This is a genomic window from Mesorhizobium sp. M0030 (assembly GCF_040323695.1).
In the GTDB taxonomy this organism is placed as follows: Bacteria; Pseudomonadota; Alphaproteobacteria; order Rhizobiales; family Rhizobiaceae; genus Mesorhizobium.
Genome location: NZ_JAMYVE010000002.1, coordinates 615,577 through 637,690 on the forward strand (window position 1 = coordinate 615,577; position 22,114 = coordinate 637,690).

A 22,114-nucleotide genomic window follows, 5' to 3' on the forward strand; every position below is an offset into this window, starting at 1 on the left:
GGTGTTCGACAAGCAAACCATATCGGACTCGATCCGCAAATGAGTTGGTGGCGGAAGGCTAGACTGACTTTGTTTGTCTGCCAAACCAAAACCCTAGTACGGTTGATAGCGCTGTACCTAAGGCCTGTGAGGCCTCTGGTGTGGCTAGTTTCAACCCAACAAGGCAGATGTATGCGAGGACCAGGATAAACGTTAGGATTGCCGTCACCACGTCGGGTGAAGCCAGCCTGGAAATTATTTCTGCTTGCTTCGATCCCTCTCGGACAGTTTGAGAGAAGTCGGAGTAGACCGAGCCTCTGCCATTCCTCACCACAACCTGATATTCATATGGTCCATCAAAATCCTTCTTGCCAACGGCCGGAGGCCAAAAAACTTCTGCTAATACTAGAGTCGAATTTCCAAAGTTTTCTATCTCATCGTACGGCTCAATGTGATCTATATTTTTGTCGTGCCGATTTAGTGCTTCTATGGCAATCTTTTCGGACGCGGTGTATTCTCTTACTTTGCCGTTAGGCTTTTGTGATGATTGCGCAGTGTTGCTTTTGGACCCATTTTGATTGCTACTGGCGGTTATGTCGTCTTTCGCAAAATTTGGCATATTTTTCCCCCACTCAGCCCTGGGGACAAGTCAATCACCAATAGTATCGATATACAAGCGCCGGCTAATGCCCGGACAAGAACGTTAGCCGGAAATGCTTTCCGGTTGTCCCGCCTAGGGTTCTAATGGTGTCAGCGCCGGCTGCGCAGGTCCGGATGCATCTCGATCTCGCGGCGCAGCGAGGCGGCGGCGCTGACATAGGGCTCCTGCCTGGCGACGCTCCAATATTTGAGCTCGTCCAGCGGAATGCTCTCGCCGGTCACCGCGCAGCGCACGAAGGCGCCGGGGCTGGTGACCTGGAAGTCGCCGTCGAGATAGCGGATACGGGCTTCCTTGCCGCCGGGGCCTTCGAAGCGGTTCATCATGGAGTGGTGCCAAGGTTCATGCTGATTTCATCGCCATAAATTGCCGGCAAGGTCAAGCTTGACGCAATGCTGAGGCGCTATTGTCGCTCCAAACCATTCTTATGGGACCGGTATGGACATTTCATCCGCCCGCCTGACCGCGCTGCTGCGTGAGGCCATGATGTTGGCAGCGTTGCCGTCGGCGAAGGCCGATCCGGCGAAAGCAGCACTTATAAAGGCGGTGGTGCAGCCGCCGACGCCGTCCGGCGCGCCTTTGCAGCCGGCAGCGGCGCCGGCGCTGCAGGCGCTGTTGTCCGCGGCAACGGCAAAGGGGCAGCAGACGGGTTCTGCCGAGATCCTCCAGGCCTATCTGGCCCTTGCCGAGCCTAGTGACGCCACGCCCGACGATACCGGGCCGACAACCGCTGCGATAGGCAAGGCGACGCCAGCGAACGACGATGCACAGCGCGGTCTGCCGCTGCCGCCGGCAAGGGCCGAAGATGGCGCTGCCGCAAAGCCCGCAGGACTGCCCTGGTTTGCGCTTCTCGCACCCGTGGTTTCGCCGCAGCGCCGCGCTGCCACCACCGATATGCCAATGAAGCGGGAGCAGGCGACGTCTGGGCCGAATGATGCGGCCCAGCCGGAAGGCCGACAGCAGACGCGTGTCGGTCTGATGGCGCTGGCAACCGGGTTTCTGGCCGTCGCCATTGTCGGTCTAGCCCTGCTGGTGCTTCGCTGAGCACCGAACGATCGCCGCTATCGCTCGGCTTCGAGGAAAGCTTCCATCTTGTCCACCGCCAGCCCCGCCTCGACAGCGATACGGCGTGAAAGTTCGGCGGCAGCCGTACGCGGCCGCCCCAGCGGCCGGTCCAGCCAGTACGACACCGGGTTCAGCGCCGTGCGCTCGTCGACGGCGACGATGCGGCCTGCCTCCAACTGGTGTCCGGTCAGCGGCGGCCGCGCCAGCGCGATGCCGAGCCCGTAAGCTGCGGCGTCGAGCACCAGATTGTAGTCCTCGAAGCGGCGATCCTGCGGGCGCGGGCGGTAGTCCATCCCTTGCGCGGCAAACCAGGCACGCCAACCCGAAGCGTCGGAATCGTTGATCAGTGGAAACCTCAGCAGCCGGGCCGGGTCGCCGCGGCCGATCTCGCGGGCAAGGCCGGGCGCGGCGACGGGAAAGACATGTTCCTCGAACAGCTTCACCGAGATGCGGCCCGGAATGCCCCCGCGGCCGCAGCGGACCGACAGGTCGATGCCTTCATCGGCAAGGTCGCCCTGGCGGATGTCGACGTCGAGCACGATGCGCAGCTTGGTTGGATTGTTCTCCAGCGCCGCCATGCGTGGCATCAGCCACAGCCCGCTGACGGAGGGTATCGAGGTCAGCCGCACCACGGCGGTGCCGCGCGGCTCGACCCAGCGGTCGGAATGGCTGGAGATCAGCGCAAAGGCTTCCGCCGTGCGCAGATGCAGGCGGTTGCCCTCGATGGTCAGCGAGACGCCGCGCGCGCCGCGGTCGAACACTTTCAAGCCCAGCCAGTCCTCCAGCTTGGCGATCTGCCGGCTGACGGCGCCGTGGGTGATGTTGAGCTTCTCGGCCGCGGCCGAAAAGCTCCCCGTTCGCGCCGCCGCATCGAAGGCGCGCAGGGTCTCGAGCGGCACCATTGTGTCTGAGCTGTGATCCATAGTCACAGGTGATCCTCGATTTGATCGTTTGTCAACGGCGCCGAAAAGGCGCTTTCTGCCTTTCAACACTCTGGGAACCCGAGGACAGGCAGATGAGCGCAACGACCAGCACGTCGAATCCGACACAGCGGATGGACACCACGGCGGCCATCGCCGTGGCCTTGACGGTGGTCGGCTGGGCCTCGGCCTTTCCCGCGATCCGTGCCGGCCTCGCCGCTTTCGGGCCGCTGGAACTCGGTGCGTTGCGCTTTGCCATTGCCGCGGTGCCGGCGGCGATCTTTCTTGCCGTCAAGCGCCCGGCGCTGCCGAGGCTCGACGAAGTGTGGCGCCTGGTCTTTGGCGGCGCCATCTTCGTCGCGCTCTACACTGTCATGCTCAATTTCGGCGAATTGACGGTTTCGGCGGGTGCCGCCGGTTTCATCATCAATGTCAGCCCGATCTTCACCGCCATCATGGCAATGGCATTGCTCGGCGAGCGCTTCTCAAGCTGGGCCTGGTTCGGCACGGCGATTTCTTTCGCCGGCATCGGCATCATCGCTGTGGCTGACGGCAATGGCTTGAGTTTCGACACCGGCGCGCTGCTGGTTCTTGGCTCCGCGCTGTGCTCGGCCGTCAACACGATCGTCCAGAAGCCGCTCTTTGCCCGCCATCACCCGCTGACCATTTCGGCCTCGAACATGATTCTTGGCGCTCTTTGCCTGGCACCCTTTCTGCCGAGCGGCTTTGCGCAGGCCGCGGTCGCCAACACGGCCGGTATCGGCGCCGTGATCTTTCTTGGCATCGTGCCCAGCCTGATCGCCTATGCCGCCTGGGCAACCGCACTGTCGCGTCTTCCGGCAGCGCGCGCGTCGAACTTCCTCTATCTGGTCTCGCCCATGTCAGCCCTGATCGGCTTCTTCTGGCTGGGCGAAGTGCCGACGCTACTTGGTATCCTCGGCGGCGCACTGGCGCTGGGCGGCGTGATCGTGGTGAATTTAAAGCGTTAAAACAAATGATTTGAGCTGTTTTCGGACTCAAACCGGGAACCGCATTCCATCAGAATGCAGACACCCACAGGAAGGACAGCTGTGGTATGCTGCCTTCACTGGGGGACGGAATGGGAAGACTGTTCATATCGGCAATTTTTTGCGTTTTGCTGCTGACCGGGAAAGCCGCTGCGGGCTGGTATCAGGTCGAAAACTACGAAGGCTCCATCGGACCTAACCCCGTCCACCTATCGCTGCAGAAATATGACAGTTTCGGCAGCGGGATTACGGTCGAGGGGAGCTATTTCTACGACGCGAAGCAAAGCCCGATAGCGGTGTACTGCAAGATCAGTGGCACCAGCCTCTTCCTTTGCGAGATTGCGGACGACAGGGAGTTCGACCGGTTGCTGGTCATGGGATCGAAAACGCCCGTTGGCACCGCCGGATGTCCGTTTTCTCTTGACCTTGGCGAAAGCGGCGCAACAGGGACTTGGAGCAAGGGCTCGGACAAGTTCCCGATCACGCTGAAGAAGGTCGCAAGCCTCGACGATACCGGTGAGGCGAAGGTTGACGGCACCGTCGAGATTCCCTTCTGGGCGCAGACAGCCACCCACAGATTTGCCGGGGTCTACGAGAAAGCGGGCTTTCTCGTCTGCATGAATAAGCTGCGGGTCATCGATAAGAAGAAAAAGAAGGTCGTTCAGGAGATCGCTTTCGATGACGACGATTGTGATGCCGGCATGCTGATGACTCCCATCTACATGAATGTTCAAAAACAGGTTGGGAGAAGCTTCGAGATAATCTCCGTGAATTTTCGCGGCGGTAGCGCCGGTTACTCAAGGGATTACGTTTTCTCTCATAGGTTCAAGGATTATCGCCTGTTGGTGAATTGAGCGTGTGCCCTGACCTGGCTTGTGCTCACCGCCGCCCAAACAGCCGCTCTATATCGGCGAGCTTGAGTTCGATATAGGTCGGGCGGCCGTGGTTGCAGGTGCCGGAGCCCGGCGTTGCTTCCATCTGGCGCAGCAGCGCGTTCATCTCCTCAGGCTTGAGCAGGCGGCCGGAGCGGACCGAGCCGTGGCAGGCCATGGTGGCGGCGATCTTGTCCAGTCGTTCCTTCAGCGTCTCGATCGTGTCGTTGTCGGCGATCTCGTCGGCAAGATCACGCACCAATTGCTGGACATTGGTTTCGCCGAGCATCGACGGCGTCTCGCGCACCGCCACCGCGCCGGGACCGAAACGCTCAATGCCGAGGCCGAACCGGGCCAGCGTTTCGGAATGCATGGCCAGCCGCTCGGCGTCCTCCTCCGGCAGGTCGACGATCTCCGGCAGAAGCAGCATCTGCGAGGGCACCGCGCGCGAGTGCAGGGCATTCTTCAGCGCCTCGTAGACCAGCCGCTCATGCGCCGCGTGCTGGTCGACGATGACAAGCGAATCCCTGGTCTGGGCGACGATGTAGTTCTCGTGGACCTGCGCGCGGGCGGCGCCCAGCGCGGTGCCGAGCAGCGTCTCGGCCGGCTCGGCCAAGCCGGCACGCGCATCGGCGCTGGCGAGCGGACCGGCGTCGAATGCAGCCTGGTCGTTTTCGCGGAAGCCGGCGCCGTCAAATCCCATATCCAGCGGCTGCTGTGGCGAGCGGTCAAAGCCCGAAAAGCCCGAGGCCCGGTAGGCCGCGTCATAACTGCGATGACCGTTGGCAGGACCCGCATGGGCGTAGGAGGCGGCTCCCGGCCGGAACGCCGCCACCATCCCGGCGGCCCCGCTGGTGGCGGCGCGGATGCCGGCATTGGCCAGCGCCTCGCGAATGGCGCCGACGATCAGCCCGCGCACCAGGCCGGGGTCGCGAAAGCGCACATCGGCCTTGGCTGGGTGGACGTTGACGTCGACGGTCGCCGGATCGAGCGTCAGGAACAGCACGGTCACCGCGTGCCGGTCGCGCGGCAGCACATCGGCGAAAGCGCCGCGAATGGCGCCGGCAATCAGCTTGTCGCGCACCGGACGGCCGTTGACATAGGCATATTGCTGCAGCGCGTTGGCGCGGGTGAAGGACGGGATCGAGACGTGGCCGGTCAGGTGCACGCCGTCCCGGCTGGCGTCGATAGCGATGGAATTGTCGGGAAACTCGGCGCCCATCACCTGGGCGACACGGCGCAGGCTGCCTTCCGCGCTGTCTTCGGTCGCCGGCAATTCCAGCGTCGAGCGGTCCGAGCCGGCCAGCGTGAAGCGCACGGCGGGGAAGGCGATGGCGATGCGCTTGACCACATCGCTGGTCGCCGAGCTTTCCGCCCGCTCGCCCTTCATGAATTTCAGCCTTGCCGGCGTGGCGAAGAACAGGTCGCGCACCTCGACCGTTGTGCCGCGATTGGCCGCCGCCGGTTTGACCGCCGAAACGCGGCCGCCTTCGATGGCGATCTCGGCTGCAGCGTCGCCTGCGGCCGTGCGCGAGCGAACCGACAGTCGCGACACCGAACCAATTGACGGCAATGCCTCGCCACGGAACCCGAGCGAGCGGATATCATGAATGTTGTCGGCAAGTTTCGAGGTGCAGTGGCGCGCAATGGCCAGCGCCAGTTCCTGTTCGGGGATACCGGAGCCGTCATCGGTGACGCGGATCAGGTTCAGCCCGCCGCCGGCAGTGACGACCTCGACGCGGGAGGCGCCGGCGTCGAGCGCGTTTTCGACCAGTTCCTTCACCACGCTCGCCGGACGCTCGATGACTTCGCCGGCGGCGATCTGGTTGATCATCGTTTCGGAAAGCTGGCGAATGGGCATGGGGGTATTATAGGCGGATTCGAAGGGTGTGCGGAAGGCTTCAATGAATGCCGGACATTGGAGACGCCAGCGGGACAGCACCCCCCTCTGGCCTGCCGGCCATCTCCCCCGCAAGGAGGGAGATCAGATGTCACGACGGCTTTCGCCAATCTTCAATGCTTGAAGGGTGACGCGACATATGAACTGCCAATCTCCCCCCTTGCGGGGGAGATGTTCGGCAGGACAGAGGGGGGTGTGAAGGAACTCCGCGATAGTGACTACGCTACAACCGATTTCAAGCCTGCGCCGCCAGCCAGTCCCTTACCTTCCGGGCATTCTCGCTCAACTCCCGGTTCTTCGGCCAAACCACATAAAACGCCTTGCCCGTCTTCAGCACATGATCGGTCACCGGCACCAGCAACCCCGTCGCCAGCAGCCGTTCGGCCAGATGCCGCCAGCCGAGCGCGATGCCTTGTCCTTCCATGACGCCCTGTATCACCAGGCCGTAATCGTTGATGCGCAGGCCGCGCGCGGTGTTGTCGAGGCTGCCGCCCGCCGACTGGAACCATTCGTCCCAGCTAGCCGCCTCGCGGTAGGGCTCCTCGAGGTGGATCAGGCGATGCGTCGCCAGCTCCGCGACGCTCCTTGGCATGCCGAATTTCGCGAGATAGCTGGCGCCAACCACCGGAAAAATCTCCTCGTCGGCCAGCGGCAGCGAATGATAATCGGCCCAGTCGCGCGGTTCGCCGCCGCGAACGGCGAGCGGGATGCCCTCGGCGATGATGTCGAGATCGCGGTCGGCGGTCTGGATGCGCAAGTCGATGCCCGGCAGTTCGTCGCGGAACTGCTGCAGCCGCGGCATCATCCAGAACGAGCCGAAGGCGGTCGACGCCGCCAGCGTGACATGGCCGCCGGTCGCCTGCAGGCGCAGATCCTCGGCCGATTTGCGGATATGCGACAGGCCGAGCGAGACGTCGGCATGGAAGCGTTCGCCCGCTTCTGTCAGGACGACCTGGCGGTGGCGGCGCTGGAACAGCTGCGCGCCAAGCTGTTCCTCCAACCCGCGCACCGCATAAGAGACGGCGGCCTGCGTCATGCCGAGCTCGCGCCCGGCAGCGGTGAAGCTCGACAGCCGGCCCGCCGCCTCGAAGACGATCAGGCTGCCGGCCGAGGGCAGGAGGTGGCGCAGGCTTCGCATAAGCTGAGCTTATACAAGAGATCAGGATTTTCCAGCATCACATCCATATTTCCTCTCGCTAACTTGGTTGGACGGAATGAGGAGGCTCCATGAACGCACCGGCCACTGAACTGACCGAGCAAACCCACCGCCGCGGCGGCGGTCGCCTCGGACGCAAGGCGCTGAGGAGCGCCCCCGTCACCTCGTTCCCGACGCTGGTCCGCGAGATCCCCACCTACCAGATGGTCCCGGACGAGGCGGTGGAACTGATCCACCAGGAGTCACTCGCCATCCTCGAAGAGGTCGGTTGCGAGTTCCGCGACGACGAGGCGATCGCCATGTGGAAGGCGGCGGGCGCCGACATCTCCGAGACACGCGTCCGCATCGACCGCGGCCTGCTGATGGAACTGGTCGCGAAGGTTCCGTCCGAATTCACCCTCAATGCGCGTAATCCCGAGCGCACCGTGCGCGTCGGCGGCAAGAACTCCATCTTCGCGCCGATGTATGGCGCGCCTTACGTGCGCGACCTCGACAACAACCGGCGTTATGGCACGCTTGAAGACCTCAACAATTTCCACAAGCTCGCCTACATGGCCCCGGCGCTGCATTCGTCGAGTTCGATCATCTGCGAGCCGATGGAGATCGCGGTGCCGAAACGGCATCTCCACATCATCCATTCGGCGCTGAAGCATTCCGACAAGCCGTTCATGGGCATCGTTACTTCCAAAGACCGGGCCGAAGACACGATGGCGATGGCGGGCATCGTCTTCGGCGAGGAGTTCGTCCGCGACAACCCGGTCCTGGTGTCGATTACCAACTGCAACTCGCCGCTGGTGTGGGACGCCACCATGCTGGACGCGATGAAGGTCTATGCGCGCAGCAATCAGCCGCTGATCCTGGCGCCCTTTGCGCTGTGCGGCGCATCGACTTCGGCCTCGGCCGTCGGCGCGGTGGCGCAGGTCAATGCCGAAGCATTGGCCGGTGTCGCTTTCACCCAGCTGCTGCGTCCTGGTTCGCCGCAAATCTACGGCCAGTTCATGGTGACCGTCGACATGAAGACCGGCGCGCCGATGGGCGGCACACCGGAAGCCGCCCAGATGATGTATCTGATGGGCGCGCTGGCGCGGAAATACAAACTGCCCTGGCGAACCTCCGGCTTCCATGTCGGCTCCAAGCTCAACGACGCCCAGGCCGGCTATGAATCCAACATGCTGATGCATGCCGCCATCCTCGCCGGCGCCAATTATATTTGGCACTCCGCCGGCTGGTTGGAGGCCGGGCTGACCTGCGGCTATTCGAAATTCGCCACGGACTGCGAGCAGCTTGTCGGCTGGTATAAATATGCCGGCGGCCTGCCGTTCGACGACTTCAAGGAGGCCATGGCGGCGATCCGCGAGGTCGGGCCGCAGGGCCATTTCCTCGGCACCCAGCACACGCTCGATCATTACGAGTCGGCATTCTTCATGCCCACCATCATGGATTTCAACTCCTACGAACAATGGAAGGCTGGAGGGGCGAAGGACCACGACACGCGCGGCCGCGAGAAAGCCCGCAACATGCTGGCCGACTATGAAGAGCCGAAACTCGATGAGGGCATTGCCGAGGGCCTCAGGGACTTTATCGCGCAGCGCGAAGAGAGGCTGCCCGACAGCGTTAGCTAAGAGAACGACGAATGAGTTGATAACGGGCGAAGACCCGATGGGAACCGCAAGGGAGAAAGACATGACACTTTTCAAAAGCAATGGCGATCGCGTGCCAACGGCCATCGAGGCGATGGCGCAAGAGACGCGTGCTGGCCGTATGGACCGGCGCGAGTTTCTTGCATTGGCAAGTGCGTTCGGCGCATCGACGGCGCTGGCCTACGGCATGATCGGCCTTGCCGCGCCGGGACAGGCTTTTGCCGAGGAGCCGAAGAAGGGCGGCACGCTGCACATATCGATGTCGGTCAAGGCCCAAAAAGATCCGCGCACCTATGACTGGGTGGAACTCGCCAACATCTCGCGCTGCTGGCTGGAGCCGCTGGTCCGCTACACCAGGAAATTCACCTTCGAGCCAGTGCTGCTCGAAAGCTGGGACATCAATGACGACGCCACGGAATACACGTTGCATGTGCGCAAGGGCATCACCTGGAACAATGGCGATGCTTTCAACGCCGATGACGTCGTCTTCAATGTTACCCGCTGGTGCGAGAAGAAGGTCGCCGGCAACTCCATGGCCGCTCGCGTCGGCGGGCTGATCGACGAAAAGTCGGGCAAGGCCAGGGAAGGCGCGATCGCCAAGGTCGACGACAATACGGTCAAGCTGACGCTCAGCGCGCCCGACATTTCGCTGATCCCGAACCTCACCGATTATCCAGCGCTCGTCGTCCACCGCAATTTCGACGCCGAAGGCGCCGACCCGGTCAAGAAGCCGATCGGCACGGGCCCGTTCGAACTGGTCTCCTACGATGTTGGCCAGAAGGCGGTGGTCAAGCGTCGTGAAAACGGCAAGTGGTGGGGTGGTGAAGCGCCGCTCGACAGCGTCGAGTTCATCGACTACGGCACCGACTTCAACGCTTCGATCAACGCCTTCGAATCCGGCGAGATAGACCTCAATTTCGAGACGCCGGCCGACTTCATCGACATCCTGGATAAGATGGGGCTGGAGAAGTCCGAGGTTGCGACGGCAACCACGCTGGTTGCCCGCACGAACGTTACCCACAAGCCCTATGACGACCAGCGGGTGCGCAGCGCGCTGCAGATGGCGGTCGACAACAATGCGGTGCTGGAACTCGGCTATGCCGGGCGAGGGACGGTCGGTGAAAACCACCATGTCAGCCCTATCCATCCTGAATATTTTGCGCTGCCCAAGAAGACGCGCGACGCGGCCGGCGCCAAGAAGCTGATGGCGGACGCAGGGCAGGCCGATTTCGAGCACGAGCTGATCACCGTCGAGGACGATTGGCAGAAGAACACCGGCGACGCGATTGCGGGCCAGCTGCGCGACGCCGGCATCAAGGTGAAGCGCACGGTGCTGCCGGGCTCGACCTTCTGGAACGACTGGACGAAGTATCCCTATTCGATGACCATCTGGTACATGCGCCCGCTTGGCGTCCAGGTGCTGGCGCTTGGTTATCGCACCGGCGAAGCCTGGAATGAATCGGCCTATTCCAACCCGGACTTCGACGCCAAGCTGAAGCAGGCGCTGTCGCTGATCGACGTGGAGAAACGGCGTGAGGTGATGAAGGATGTCGAGCAGATCCTGCAGGATTCCGGCGTCATCATTCAACCCTTCTGGCAGAAGCTCTACAGCCACATGAACAAGAAGGTGAAGAACTACGGCGTCCACCAGACCTTCGAGATGGACCTGCAGAACGTCTGGCTGGATGGCTGAGACGGTGCAAGCCGGGGCTTCATGAGCCGCAAAAAAGCCGATATGCAGGATGTCTGGTATTGCCGCCTTGCCGCCAAACGTCCGGAGATCCTGCATGAAACCGATAGTGCTTGCCGCTGTCTTTTCGATTGCCTTGCCTGCGACGGTGCTGGCCGGGCCGGCTTCCAACGCCGTGAAGTTCTTTTATCTGCCCGAGGTGAAATTCGAGGGAGATGCAAAGTACCGCGACCGCTTCACCGAGCCGGTGACCAAGCTGTTCGATCTCAACGACCAGGCAACGAAGAACAAGCCCGACGAAGTCGCCTGCCTCGACTTCGATCCCGGCCTCGACGCGCAGGATTTCGACCAGAAGTCGATTGCCAAGACATTGAAGCTGGCCGAGACCGTCAATGGCGATACGGCCGAAGTCACCGCCACCTTCAGCCTTTTTGCGGAAGGCGATGATTCCAAACGCGAAATGCTGTGGTCGCTGAAGAAAATCGACGGCAAATGGAAGGTCGCCGACATCACCTCCAAGACCAGCAGCTGGACGCTGAGCGCGCTGGAATGCATGCCCGACAAAGCGCCGGAGTGATCCCGACGCGCTGTTCCGGCGTCGCGGCTCGCCAGCATATTGGCAGCATTCAGACAAAATCGCCGCCGCCGGGTCCAGGCGAGGGTGTATTCGGCCCATGACAGCCGCAATTGTCGCGGCTTGCCGAATCGTGCAACGGTCAGCACCCTGGGTCAGTGATTGTTTTCATGCTGTAACGGCGGTCTCTCAGCGCGACAGCCATAAAATTGCTAAGCAAAATATCGTAACATCTTTTGTGATGGTCGCTATATTTTACGGCGATTCAGCATTATTTTGCGGTTGCAGAAAAGCCGGATCCAGAAACAGTTGCATCCGCACGGCCGGTCACATCAGTAGTTGCTTTTTTAGGGGTGGCGGGGTACGTTTCCTTGCTCGGCTGCAAGTATTAACTTGCTCAAATTTGGAGGGTGGGGCATATGAAATCGATCACATATCTATTGTCATCAATTCTAGTTGCAATTGTAGTGGCTTGTCTTGCCACGCCGGCGTCCGCACAGGCGACCCGGACATGGGTTTCCGGTGTTGGCGACGACGCCAATCCGTGCAGCCGTACCGCACCTTGCAAGACCTTCGCCGGTGCGATCTCGAAAACCGCCGCCGGCGGCGAAATCAATTGCATCGATCCAGGCGGCTTCGGCGGGGTGACCATCACCAAATCCATGACGATCGCCTGCGAGGACGTTGAGGCGGGCGTGTTGAATGCGTCGGTGAATGGCATCATCGTCAACGCGTTGGCGACCGACATCATCGTTCTGCGCGGTCTCGATATCGACAGCGCGACGGCTGGGCCAGGTCTCAATGGAATCCGGTTTCTTGCCGGCGCCGCCTTGCATGTCGAGGATTGCGTCATTCGCGACAACACGGCTGCGGCGCCGAACGGCAACGGCATTTTGTTCGCACCGTCGGGCACAGCCGAACTTTATGTCAGCAACTCGTTCATCACCGGCAACAATGACGGCATTCATATCCAGCCGACCGCCGGCGGCGTTGCCAAGGTCATCATTGAGAACTCGACCATTGACAACAACAACCTGGCCGGTGTGAAGGCTGACGGCACAAGCAACACGGGCGGCTCCAACACGACGATCGTGAACAGCAGCGTGTCGGGCAACACCAACGCCGGCATCAGCATATTCAATCCGGCTGGTGGGCCGGTGATCAGCATGATGGTTGACGGCGTTGCCGTCGCCAATAACGGCGTGGTCGGCGGGCTGCGTGTCGATGGCGCCAACGCAACCATCCGCGTCGGCCGCTCGACCATCTCCGGCAATGGCACCGGCACGGTCATCGTCAACGGCGGGTTGATCTCGTCTTACGGCACCAACCAGCTCAACGGCAACACTGCTGACGGCCCCAATCCGCCAACCATCGCGCTGAAATAGCTGCAGGGGTTAACTGTTGATAGCAACGCTTGGCGCGGCAACACCGCGCCAAGTGCATTTTATGGCTGGACGCGCAACCAGTTTGAATGACCGGGCGGGTCCCGGAGTACTGCCACCAGTCCTCTCTGTCGTTGTCGACTGCCAGTCCTGATGACATGATCTCGAGGCAGGACCACGCGAAGTAGGGCGTGGCTGACAGCCAGATTACAAGACGACCGAAATCGATGTCTTGCCAAGGGCGCCCGATTTGTCGGTCCGCTCCACCGGGCTGTCAGTGAGACCATCGCAATCTTCGCGGGGATCGCTTTTGCCGGCCGAGAAACAGAGCCGATTTCAGATTGAATTGTGGTCTAGTTGCTCTTTTGGCTGTGGTGTGTTAGATTTCTATTGCATATCTGCAATAGTAGTTGTTTTCCATTGAGGGGGTGAGAAGATGAATAAAATTGTATACATGGTATCTTCTATTTTAATCGCCATGGTGATGGCTTGTCTTGCCACGCCGGCGTCCGCGCAGGCGCCCCGGACGTGGGTTTCCGGCGTTGGCGACGACGTCAATCCGTGCAGCCGCACCGCACCTTGTAAGACTTTCGCCGGCGCGATTTCGAAAACGGCTGCCGGCGGCGAAATCAATTGCGTCGACCCGGGCGGCTTTGGCGCGGTGACGATCACCAAGTCGATAACGATCGCTTGCGAGGACGTCGAGGCAGGCATATCGAATGCGGGGACGCAAGTGACCATCAACGCGTTGGCGACCGACGTCGTCGTTCTGCGAGGTCTCGATATCGACACAGCGACGGCATCGCCTGGAATCAATGGCGTCCGCTTTCTCGTCGGCGCCGCCTTGCACATCGAGGATTGCGTCATTCGTGGCAACAGCTCTGCGGCGCCGAACGGCAACGGCATCCTGTTCGCACCGTCGGGCGCGTCCGAACTCTATATCACCAACAGCTTCATCACCGGCAACGGCGCGGACGGCGTTCATATCCAGCCGACCGCAGCCGGCGTTGCCAAGGTCATCATCGAGAACTCGACGATCGAGAACAACAACCTGGCCGGCGTGAAGGCTGACGGCACCAGCAACACGGGCGGCTCCAACACGACGATCGTGGATAGCAGCGTGTCGGGCAACACGAATGCCGGCATCAGCATCCTGAATCCGGTCGGCGGGCCTGCGATCAACATCATGGTTGACGGCGTTGCCGTGGCCAACAACGGAGCGGCAGGCGGCCTGCGTGCCGACGGCGCCAACGCGACCATCCGGGTCGGCAGATCGACGATCTCCGGTAATACGACGGGCACGGCCATCGTTAATGGCGGTGTCATATCGTCCTATGGCACCAATCAGCTCAACGGCAACACGGCTGACGGTCCGAACCCGCCAACCATTGCGCAGAAATAGGTTTGCGGATTGCAGCGCTTCGCGCGGGAACCACCCGGGCGAAGCAAGCAATCGAGGGCTTGTTAGCTTCCTCAAAGTCTGCATCTTTGCCGCCAGGCGCCGATGACATGGCTGAACGTTTCGGCCGGTATGTGACTGATCGGGCCTGGAGTGATGCGTGATGGCCCATAGCCGTCTTCCGACTTTGTTGACTGTATGCCTGCTGGCAGGATTGAACACGGCTGCCGCTCAAGGGCTGCTCGGTCCGCCACCTGCAAATGCCCCGGCCGAGACAGTGCCGGGCGGCGCAGCACCGCCCGCAAATCCACCCGGGACAGCGGTGGAACCGGCAACACCGCCGGTTGGGTGGCCGCCGGCCGAGCCGGCCGCGCCCGTCCTGGCGGGCTCGCCGACGGCTGTGGTCAAGCCGTTCTACGAACATCTCGGACTGGAGCTCGATCCGACCCAGCGCAAGAACTTCGTCGACCCGGCCAAGACCGTACTCGACAAGAGCGACGCGTTGCGCAAATCCGGGCAGGGCGAATGCCTCGACCCCAACATGGCGCTCGACAATGCCGATTACGACAAGCTTGCGATCGACAAGAGCCTGAAGAGCATCGAGGCCGTCAATGGTGATCAGGCCAAGGTGGTGGTCGCCTTCGTCGTCGAAGGCAACCAGCACCGGCTGGAGTGGAAGCTGAAGAAGGTCGACGGCGACTGGAAGATATCCGATCTGCTTTCGGTGACCGGTGAATGGGCGCTCAGCCAGTATCAGTGCGAATAAGCCGCCGATTGTTTCCGGGTGGTCGGCAATGAAGCTTCGCGTTTTGCTCGCGATCGCGCTGGTCGGGTTGGGCGCTGCCGGCTGCGGCCTCGACTGGCAAATCGGCACGATGCTGATCGCCCGCGCGCCTTGGCAAGCTTTGGCGGCTCCCGGCGATTTGCCCGTCGAGCGCGTCGTGCTCGACCAGCCCGGCGCTCCTGATCTGGTCGGCTGGGCGGCTGATCGAAAGGGCAGCTGCGGCGCGGTCGTACTGCTGTATGGGCGCGGCGCCAACAGGCTGGCCCTGGTTCAAAGAGCGAAACTTTTGTTCGACGCCGGCTATTCCGTCGTCCTGTTCGACCTGTCCGGGCACGGCGAGAGCGGCGGTGCCATTCAAGGTTTCGGCTACACGGAAGCGCAGGACGCCGCCCGCATCATTGCCTATGCCAGGCAACGTTTTCCTGGCCAGAAGCTTGGCGCTGTCGGCTCGTCGCTAGGCGCCGCTGCTTTCGTCTTTGCGGCACAGCAAGCGCCCGCCGATGCCTATGTTCTGGAGCAGCTTTACGCGAGTTTGCGCGAGACCACGGCATGGCGCATGCCTTTCAACTTCTGGCGCGGTTTTCAGGCCGATGTGCTTTTGGCGCAGATGCCGCTTCGTCTGGGGTTGAGCGCAGACAATGTCAGGCCGGTCGATCGCCTCGGCCAGATCGGTGAACCGCTGATGCTGCTTGCGGGAAGCACCGATCCCTTCATCGATCGCAGCCAGGTGCAGGCGCTGCACAGCGCTGCTGCCGGCTCACAACTGGTCTGGTTCGAAGGAGCGGGCCATGTGGACCTGCTGCGGTATGACCAGCCGCGCTATCGCGATGCCGTCCTTCCCTTTCTGGCGACAAAGCTCTGCCGAGCCGCCTATGGCTGACGTCAGTTCAGCCACGGCCGCGATAGGGGGCAACGCCGGTGTCGGGCAACCAGGCGCCTTCGGGCGGAGCGCCGGTCTGCCAGAAGACATCGATCGGAATGCCGCCGCGCGGATACCAATAGCCGCCTATGCGCAACCACAGCGGCTTCGTTGCCGCCACAATGCGGCGGCCGATCATCACCGTGCAGTCTTCATGGAAAGCGCCATGGTTGCGAAACGAGGTCATGAACAGTTTGAGCGACTTCGATTCCACGAGCGTGGCATCGGGTGCGTAGTCGATGACGATATGAGCGAAATCCGGCTGTCCGGTTACCGGGCAGAGCGAGGTGAATTCCGGGCAGGTGAAGCGCACGATCGCCGGCGGTCCGTCGCCGCGCTGGAACGGCACGGTCTCCAGGACCGCGGTCTCCGGGCTCTGTGGCGTCTCGACGTGGGCGCCGAGCTGGGTGAGGGTTTTGGTATCGATCATCGCGGTTTTCCTGGGGATTTTCCGCGCTCATTAGCACCGGACCGAAAAGTGTGCAGCGATTTTCGAATAAATTCGATGCTTAAGACAAGAACTGGAGCAGCACGCGCTGCTCCGACACAAATTGGAATGGCAGGAAGATGATGACCAGCAACGACCCGCTTCTCCAGCCTTACCAGCTCAAACACCTGACGCTGAAGAACAGGGTGATGTCGACCAGCCACGAGCCGGCCTATTCCGAGGACGGCATGCCGAAACAGCGCTACCGGCTCTACCACGCCGAAAAGGCCAAGGGCGGCATGGCGCTGACCATGACGGCGGGCTCGGCGATCGTCTCGCGCGACAGCCCGGCCGCCTTTGGCAATCTGCATGTCTATGACGACCGCATCGTGCCGTGGCTGGCCGAACTGGCGGACGCCTGCCACGAGCATGACTGCAAGGTGATGATCCAGATCACCCATCTTGGTCGCCGCACCGGCTGGAACAAGGCCGACTGGCTGCCGGTGCTGTCGGCTTCGCCGGTGCGTGAGCCGGCGCACCGCGCGTTCCCCAAAACCATCGAGGACTGGGACATCGAGCGCATCGTCGCCGACTATGCGTCGGCTGCGCAGCGCTGCCAGGCGGCCGGCCTCGACGGCATCGAGTTCGAATCCTACGGCCATCTGATGGACGGCTTCTGGTCGCCGGCCACAAACCATCGCGACGACGAGTTCGGCGGTTCGCTCGACAACCGGCTGCGCTTCACCGACATGGTGCTGGATGCCGTGCGAGCGGCCGTCGGTGAGAAGTTCATCGTCGGCATCCGCATGGTCGCCGATGAGGACTTTGACAAAGGCCTGTCGAAGGCCGAGGGCGTCGAGATCGCGAGACGGCTCGCCAATTCTGGCAAGGTCGATTTCCTGAACATCATCCGCGGCTCGATCGAAAGCGACGCGGCGCTCACCAAGGTTATCCCGGTGACCGGCATGCGCTCTTCGCCGCATCTCGATTTCGCCGGCGAGGTGAGGGCGGCAACAAAATTCCCGACCTTCCATGCGGCGCGGATTTCCGATGTCGCCACGGCGCGCCACGCCATCGCGACCGGCAAGCTCGATATGGTCGGCATGACCCGCGCCCATATCGCCGACCCGCACATCATCAAGAAGGTCATGGAAGGTCGCGAGCACGAGATCCGGCCTTGCGTCGGCGCCACCTATTGCCTCGATCGTATCTATGAAGGCGGCGAAGCGCTCTGTGTCCACAATGCCGCGACCGGCCGCGAGGCCGAGATTCCGCATATCATCGTCATGACCGAAGGGCCCAGGCGGAACGTCGTCGTCGTTGGCGCTGGCGCTGGCGGGCTCGAGGCAGCTCGCGTCATGGCCGAACGTGGCCATCATGTCACGGTGCTTGAAGCCTCCGGTCAGGCCGGCGGCCAGGTCCGGCTCGCGACGCAGAACCCGCGCCGCAAGGAACTGATCGGCATCATCGACTGGCGGCTGGCCGAACTCGACCGGCTCGGCGTCGGGATCCGCTACGATACATGGGCCGAGCAGGACGATGTGCTGGCGCTGTCGCCCGATGTGGTGGTGATCGCCACCGGCGGCCTGCCGCAGAACCCGCCGCTGACATCGGGCGACAATCTCGTCACGTCGAGCTGGGACATCATGGCCGGCAGCGTCAAGCCGGCGGAGAACGTGCTGCTCTTCGACGACAATGGCGGCCATCAGGGCATGGGCGCGGCGGAGCTGATCGCCAATGCCGGTTCGAAGCTGGACCTGGTTTCGCCGGAGCGCTTCTTCGCCCCCGAAATGGGCGGCATGAACCACGTGCCCTATATGCGCGCCTTCCAGGAGAAGGGCGTCACCATCACCATCAACACCAGGCTGCGCTCGGTACGGCGCGAGGGCAACCAGCTGGTCGCCGAACTCGCCTCCGACTTTGCCGACGGCTGGCGCGGCGAGAGGCGGGTCGACCAGGTGGTGGTCGAGCACGGCACGGCGCCGCTCGACGATCTCTATCTCCAGCTGAAACCGCTGTCGAAGAATGGTGGCGCGGTCGACTATGAGCGGCTGGTCGGCGGCGGCGATATTTTTCCTTCACGCAATCCCGAAGGCGGCTTCGTGCTGTTGCGCATCGGCGATGCAGTCGCCTCGCGCAACATCCATGCCGCCATCTATGACGGCATCAGGTTCGGCTTGCGGGTTTGAGCCTACAAGCCGGCCTACGGCTTGTTCCAAAGCTCGATCTCACCCTTCCGGCGGGCGCATCTCGATCGATCAAAGTGATGGGTGGCGCGCAGCCAAACCTCTGTGCGGAGAGCCACCTTGCACATCCGTCCGAACTGCGCGCCGCGTACGCCACCAGCCGAGAGCCAGGCGACGCACGATGCGGAATGGTCTTCAACCGGGAGGCGACGCGCGGCAGGGCTCAAATCATCCTGGCGGTCGCCATGCAAAGCACGGTGAGCACCAGCAGCCAGGCGGCGATGCGCTCGCCGCGGGCCATTTTGGTGCGCAGCGCCGCTTCCGTTGCGACGTCCGCGCCGGCAAGCTGCCGGCTGGTCTTGCGGACGACGACGCTGAGAACGCCGGCAGCGGCGAAGGCGGCCAGGATGCCTAGCGCCAGCACCATTTCCATCGAGCCGAAATAGGCGCCGTGGAAGAAATACCAGAGCAGGGCGCCGGTCACGAACACCATGCCGGCCGAGCCCATTTGCGGTCCGATAAAGCGCTCCGCCCTGATCTCGGGGTCGCGGGCAAGCGTGATGGTGGTGCCGGCCCAGAACACACCGGCCATGACGTGAAGGCCGATAACGACGATGTAGACATATTGCATGACCGCTTCCTCCTTGCCCGCCGCCCGTCCTCGGATCCCTGTCGAATGCAGGATGATACGAACTCGGTAGATCGACACCCATGATAGTTAGGTATCAAATGGTTCGATGTCAATGTATAATGCCGCGTTCCATCGCTCGGCGCCTTGTTCTACTGTCGGCGCATGACTCCCTTTGACCGTCCGCCAATCGGCATGAATCTCGCGCGCACCTCCAAGCTGGTGGCGCAGGCATTTGACGCCGCTTTGGTCGAGGCCGGGGGCACGCTGCCGGTGTGGCTGACCTTGCTTTCGGTCAAGTCGAGCGAGCTTGCCAACCAACGCGAACTTGCCGGCATGATCGGCATCCAGGGCGCCACGCTCACCCACCATCTCAACGCCATGGAGGCGCAAGGCTTGCTGACGCGCCGCCGCGATCCGGACAACCGCCGGGTTCATCTGGTCGAGCTGACGCAGGCGGGCGAAACGATGTTCCTGAAGCTGCGGGCGGCGGCTCTCATCTTCGACAAGCGGCTGCGCGCGGGATTGCCGGACGACAGGCTGGCGGAGTTCGCCGAGGTGCTGGCGGCATTGCGGGCGAATGTCGCGCCGGCCAAATGACCGGCACCGGTGGGCAATAGTCTAGGCTAAATTGCCCTGAAGCACCTTCAGCTTGGCTTTCTTCGGGCTGCGCGCCAGCAGCCATTCGCGCGCTTTGTCCTGCGGCATCGGGAAGGCGATGGAATAGCCCTGCACCTGATCGCAGCCGATTGCCATCAGCGAATCGAGCTCGGCTTCGGTTTCCGCGCCCTCGGCGACGATCGAAATGCCGAGACCGCGCGCCAGCTCGGTGATGGCGCGCACGATCTTGGTGTTGTCGCCATTCTCGTTGATGTTCTGGACGAAGCGGCGGTCGATCTTCAGCCGGTCGATCTCGTTGGGATTGACGTGGCTGAGCGAGGCATAGCCGGTGCCGAAATCGTCGAGCTCAAGATGGACGCCGGCAGCGCGGATGTGGCGCAGCTTCGCCGCGATGCCCGTCTTCTCGTCGTCGAGAATGACGGATTCGACGATTTCCAGCGACAGTTTCTGCGGAGCAAGGCCGGCCTTTTCCAGCGTCGCGAACAGGAAGCGGTCGAAGTCGGGTTCGCGCAGCTCGGTGCCGGACACGTTGACGGCAAGCCGGCCGAAAGCGATGCCGGCGCGATCCCATTCGGCTGCTTGCTCGATCGCCTTGGTAAAGACGATGCGGCCGATCTCGGGCATGAAGCCGCATTTTTCGGCGACCGGAATGAACTCGCCCGGCGCAATCATGCCGCGCTCGGCATGCTTCCAGCGCACCAGCGCCTCGATGCCGCTGATGGCGCCGTTGCTCAGCGACACCTGCGGCTGGAAATAGACTTGGAAGGCGTTCTCCGAAATCGCGACCTTGATGTCGTGCTCGAGCTGCTTGCGGTAGTCTAGCTCGCGCCTGAGTTCCTCGGAGAAGAACGAGAAGCTGCCGCCGCCGAGCTTTTTGGCGGAATAGAGCGCGAGGTCGGCGTGGACGAGCAGATCCTCGGCATTGTCGGCGTCGATGGGATAGACGGCAATGCCGGCGCTGGCCCCTGGAAGGATGGTCGTGCCCTGGAAGGTAATCGGCTCGTTGATCTCCTCCAGGATGCGCCGGGCCAGCATGTTGATGTCCTCGGGGCCGCCGGCGCCATTGAGGATCATCACGAATTCGTCGCCGCCAAGGCGCGCGCAGAGATCCGACGCACGGCAGGAATCGCGCATGCGCTGCGCGGTGACGACCAGCACATAGTCGCCGGCGGCGTGGCCGAGTGTGTCGTTGATCTGCTTGAACCGGTCGAGGTCGAGCTGGATGACCGCCAGCCTCTCGCGCCGGCGATGCGCGCCCTTGATCAGCGTTTCGAAGTGGTCGGTCAGGAAGGTGCGGTTGTGCAGGCCGGTCAGCCCGTCATGTACGGCGATGAAGGCCATCGAGTTGCGGGCATCGACAAGCTCGTGCGTCTTGCGCAGGATCGCCTTCGACATCGGCCGGAAGATGAAAAGCGCCACCAGGACGATGACGCCGATGGTGGCGTAGAACAAGGTGCGATGGAGATCGAGGAGCTTTTCCGACCGCTCGTCTGCGAATGCGGCGATGCGTTGGCCGAGCGCGGCATAACCCGACAGCGTCGCATTGGCGACGGAAGCATCGAGATTGACGCGCTCGCCGCCGCCCTTGTAGGCGGCATTGCCGGAGAGCTGGGATTCGAAGGACGAGATCAGCCTTTCGCCATTGGCGACCAGCCCGACCGAGAAATAGTCGAGGTGGAACGGCTTGCCGTAAAGGACGCTCTCGATCGACTTTGGATCGGACAATGCTGGCGACAGTGGGTCGGCTCCCGTCTGTTTGAGCAGCAGGTCGTAGTTCGTCTCGAACTCGGCGGTCGCCTGTTTCAGCGCGGCAACCAGGGCCGGCTGCTTGTCACGCGCGGCGGAGCCGGTTGCGCTGGTCAAAAAGACAATGCGCTGCGACAGCGCCTTCTGGGTGCTGACGATGTCGAGCAGAGTATGGTTGTGCTGTTGCGCCGCCATCATCTGCTGCAGCAGGATGAAGGAGGCCATCACCATGGCGGCGATGATCAGCAGCGCCAGCCAGTAGCCGCTCTTGATCAGCAGGATGAGTTTGCCCGAGACGGTTTGCGCCGGCTGCTGCGACATATTCTAGGTGACCCCTCGGTCGACGGATTTCTGCCACCGATTCGTGGCAAGAACACCATTGCCTTGAAAGGGTTAACAGGTTTGGAAGCCGGCGGAACTGCTGCTTCCGCAGTAAACGAAAGCTGCCGAGATGGTTATCATGTTCTTTCGCGGCATGGCCGTATTCGCGTGCCTGCTACTCTAGCATGCTGGCCATGCGATCGGATCGCGCCAGGGTTGAGGCAGCCGCGCCACCGAAGC

The 22,114-nt window shown here is 62.3% G+C and carries 20 protein-coding genes; 12 read left to right on the forward strand and 8 right to left on the reverse strand.

Features of this window, described 5'->3' with window-relative positions:
- Positions 1 to 58: 58 nt before the first annotated feature.
- Positions 59 to 598, reverse strand: a complete 540-nt coding sequence (locus NKJ80_RS06985) for a hypothetical protein (protein ID WP_352497299.1) — start codon at positions 596 to 598, stop codon at positions 59 to 61.
- A 131-nt stretch (positions 599 to 729) separates the two neighbouring features.
- On the reverse strand, positions 730 to 963 hold the full coding sequence (locus NKJ80_RS06990; RefSeq protein WP_352497300.1) for a DUF2093 domain-containing protein: 234 nt from the start codon (positions 961 to 963) through the stop codon (positions 730 to 732).
- Positions 964 to 1,075: 112 nt separating this feature from the next.
- Here NKJ80_RS06990 and NKJ80_RS06995 point away from each other — a divergent pair, with 112 nt between their 5' ends.
- A complete protein-coding gene (locus NKJ80_RS06995; RefSeq protein ID WP_023694433.1) occupies positions 1,076 to 1,681 on the forward strand; it encodes a hypothetical protein in 606 nt (201 codons plus the stop codon).
- A 17-nt stretch (positions 1,682 to 1,698) separates the two neighbouring features.
- Here NKJ80_RS06995 and NKJ80_RS07000 read toward each other — a convergent pair whose 3' ends face one another.
- Positions 1,699 to 2,625, reverse strand: a complete 927-nt coding sequence (locus tag NKJ80_RS07000; protein ID WP_352497301.1) for a LysR family transcriptional regulator — start codon at positions 2,623 to 2,625, stop codon at positions 1,699 to 1,701.
- 92 nt (positions 2,626 to 2,717) lie between these two features.
- Between NKJ80_RS07000 and NKJ80_RS07005 the strand changes: the two genes are divergently transcribed.
- Positions 2,718 to 3,611 carry a DMT family transporter gene (locus NKJ80_RS07005; RefSeq protein ID WP_023671583.1) on the forward strand — a complete coding sequence of 298 codons (894 nt, stop codon included), beginning with the start codon at positions 2,718 to 2,720 and terminating at the stop codon, positions 3,609 to 3,611.
- A gap of 110 nt (positions 3,612 to 3,721) precedes the next feature.
- Positions 3,722 to 4,483: a hypothetical protein gene (locus tag NKJ80_RS07010; protein WP_352497302.1), complete on the forward strand. Its 762-nt coding sequence runs from the start codon at positions 3,722 to 3,724 to the stop codon at positions 4,481 to 4,483.
- Between the two features lie 25 nt (positions 4,484 to 4,508).
- Here the strand turns inward: NKJ80_RS07010 and mutL are convergent, their stop codons facing one another.
- The gene (gene mutL / locus NKJ80_RS07015; RefSeq protein WP_352497303.1) at positions 4,509 to 6,362 is read right to left on the reverse strand and encodes a DNA mismatch repair endonuclease MutL; all 1,854 of its coding nucleotides are present in this window, start codon (positions 6,360 to 6,362) and stop codon (positions 4,509 to 4,511) included.
- Between the two features lie 274 nt (positions 6,363 to 6,636).
- Positions 6,637 to 7,539, reverse strand: coding sequence for a LysR substrate-binding domain-containing protein (locus tag NKJ80_RS07020; protein WP_352497304.1), 903 nt, complete (start codon positions 7,537 to 7,539; stop codon positions 6,637 to 6,639).
- An 89-nt stretch (positions 7,540 to 7,628) separates the two neighbouring features.
- Between NKJ80_RS07020 and NKJ80_RS07025 the strand changes: the two genes are divergently transcribed.
- The 7 genes from NKJ80_RS07025 (at position 7,629) to NKJ80_RS07055 (ending at position 15,906) form a co-directional block, all read left to right on the forward strand.
- Positions 7,629 to 9,179, forward strand: a complete 1,551-nt coding sequence (locus NKJ80_RS07025; protein ID WP_352497305.1) for a trimethylamine methyltransferase family protein — start codon at positions 7,629 to 7,631, stop codon at positions 9,177 to 9,179.
- A 61-nt stretch (positions 9,180 to 9,240) separates the two neighbouring features.
- The gene (locus NKJ80_RS07030) at positions 9,241 to 10,890 is read left to right on the forward strand and encodes an ABC transporter substrate-binding protein (protein ID WP_352497306.1); all 1,650 of its coding nucleotides are present in this window, start codon (positions 9,241 to 9,243) and stop codon (positions 10,888 to 10,890) included.
- 94 nt (positions 10,891 to 10,984) lie between these two features.
- Positions 10,985 to 11,464, forward strand: coding sequence for a DUF3828 domain-containing protein (locus NKJ80_RS07035; RefSeq protein ID WP_023671589.1), 480 nt, complete (start codon positions 10,985 to 10,987; stop codon positions 11,462 to 11,464).
- Positions 11,465 to 11,928: 464 nt separating this feature from the next.
- Positions 11,929 to 12,846 (forward strand): right-handed parallel beta-helix repeat-containing protein, encoded by a 918-nt coding sequence (locus NKJ80_RS07040; protein WP_023713078.1) that lies wholly within the window; start codon positions 11,929 to 11,931, stop codon positions 12,844 to 12,846.
- A gap of 433 nt (positions 12,847 to 13,279) precedes the next feature.
- Entirely contained in the window at positions 13,280 to 14,245 is a 966-nt protein-coding gene (locus NKJ80_RS07045; RefSeq protein ID WP_023698007.1) for a right-handed parallel beta-helix repeat-containing protein, read from the forward strand.
- A 160-nt stretch (positions 14,246 to 14,405) separates the two neighbouring features.
- Positions 14,406 to 15,008 carry a YqhG/Tai3 family protein gene (locus NKJ80_RS07050; RefSeq protein WP_023698008.1) on the forward strand — a complete coding sequence of 201 codons (603 nt, stop codon included), beginning with the start codon at positions 14,406 to 14,408 and terminating at the stop codon, positions 15,006 to 15,008.
- A 28-nt stretch (positions 15,009 to 15,036) separates the two neighbouring features.
- A complete protein-coding gene (locus tag NKJ80_RS07055) occupies positions 15,037 to 15,906 on the forward strand; it encodes an alpha/beta hydrolase (protein ID WP_352497307.1) in 870 nt (289 codons plus the stop codon).
- Between the two features lie 7 nt (positions 15,907 to 15,913).
- Here the strand turns inward: NKJ80_RS07055 and queF are convergent, their stop codons facing one another.
- On the reverse strand, positions 15,914 to 16,375 hold the full coding sequence (gene queF, locus NKJ80_RS07060) for a preQ(1) synthase (protein WP_023682931.1): 462 nt from the start codon (positions 16,373 to 16,375) through the stop codon (positions 15,914 to 15,916).
- 140 nt (positions 16,376 to 16,515) lie between these two features.
- Between queF and NKJ80_RS07065 the strand changes: the two genes are divergently transcribed.
- Entirely contained in the window at positions 16,516 to 18,561 is a 2,046-nt protein-coding gene (locus tag NKJ80_RS07065; protein WP_023816268.1) for an oxidoreductase, read from the forward strand.
- Positions 18,562 to 18,781: 220 nt separating this feature from the next.
- Here NKJ80_RS07065 and NKJ80_RS07070 read toward each other — a convergent pair whose 3' ends face one another.
- Positions 18,782 to 19,189 (reverse strand): hypothetical protein, encoded by a 408-nt coding sequence (locus NKJ80_RS07070; protein ID WP_023682929.1) that lies wholly within the window; start codon positions 19,187 to 19,189, stop codon positions 18,782 to 18,784.
- 192 nt (positions 19,190 to 19,381) lie between these two features.
- Here NKJ80_RS07070 and NKJ80_RS07075 point away from each other — a divergent pair, with 192 nt between their 5' ends.
- Positions 19,382 to 19,786 (forward strand): MarR family winged helix-turn-helix transcriptional regulator, encoded by a 405-nt coding sequence (locus NKJ80_RS07075; RefSeq protein ID WP_023672921.1) that lies wholly within the window; start codon positions 19,382 to 19,384, stop codon positions 19,784 to 19,786.
- A 21-nt stretch (positions 19,787 to 19,807) separates the two neighbouring features.
- Here the strand turns inward: NKJ80_RS07075 and NKJ80_RS07080 are convergent, their stop codons facing one another.
- The gene (locus NKJ80_RS07080; protein ID WP_023672920.1) at positions 19,808 to 21,874 is read right to left on the reverse strand and encodes a putative bifunctional diguanylate cyclase/phosphodiesterase; all 2,067 of its coding nucleotides are present in this window, start codon (positions 21,872 to 21,874) and stop codon (positions 19,808 to 19,810) included.
- Between the last annotated feature and the right edge of the window lie 240 nt (positions 21,875 to 22,114).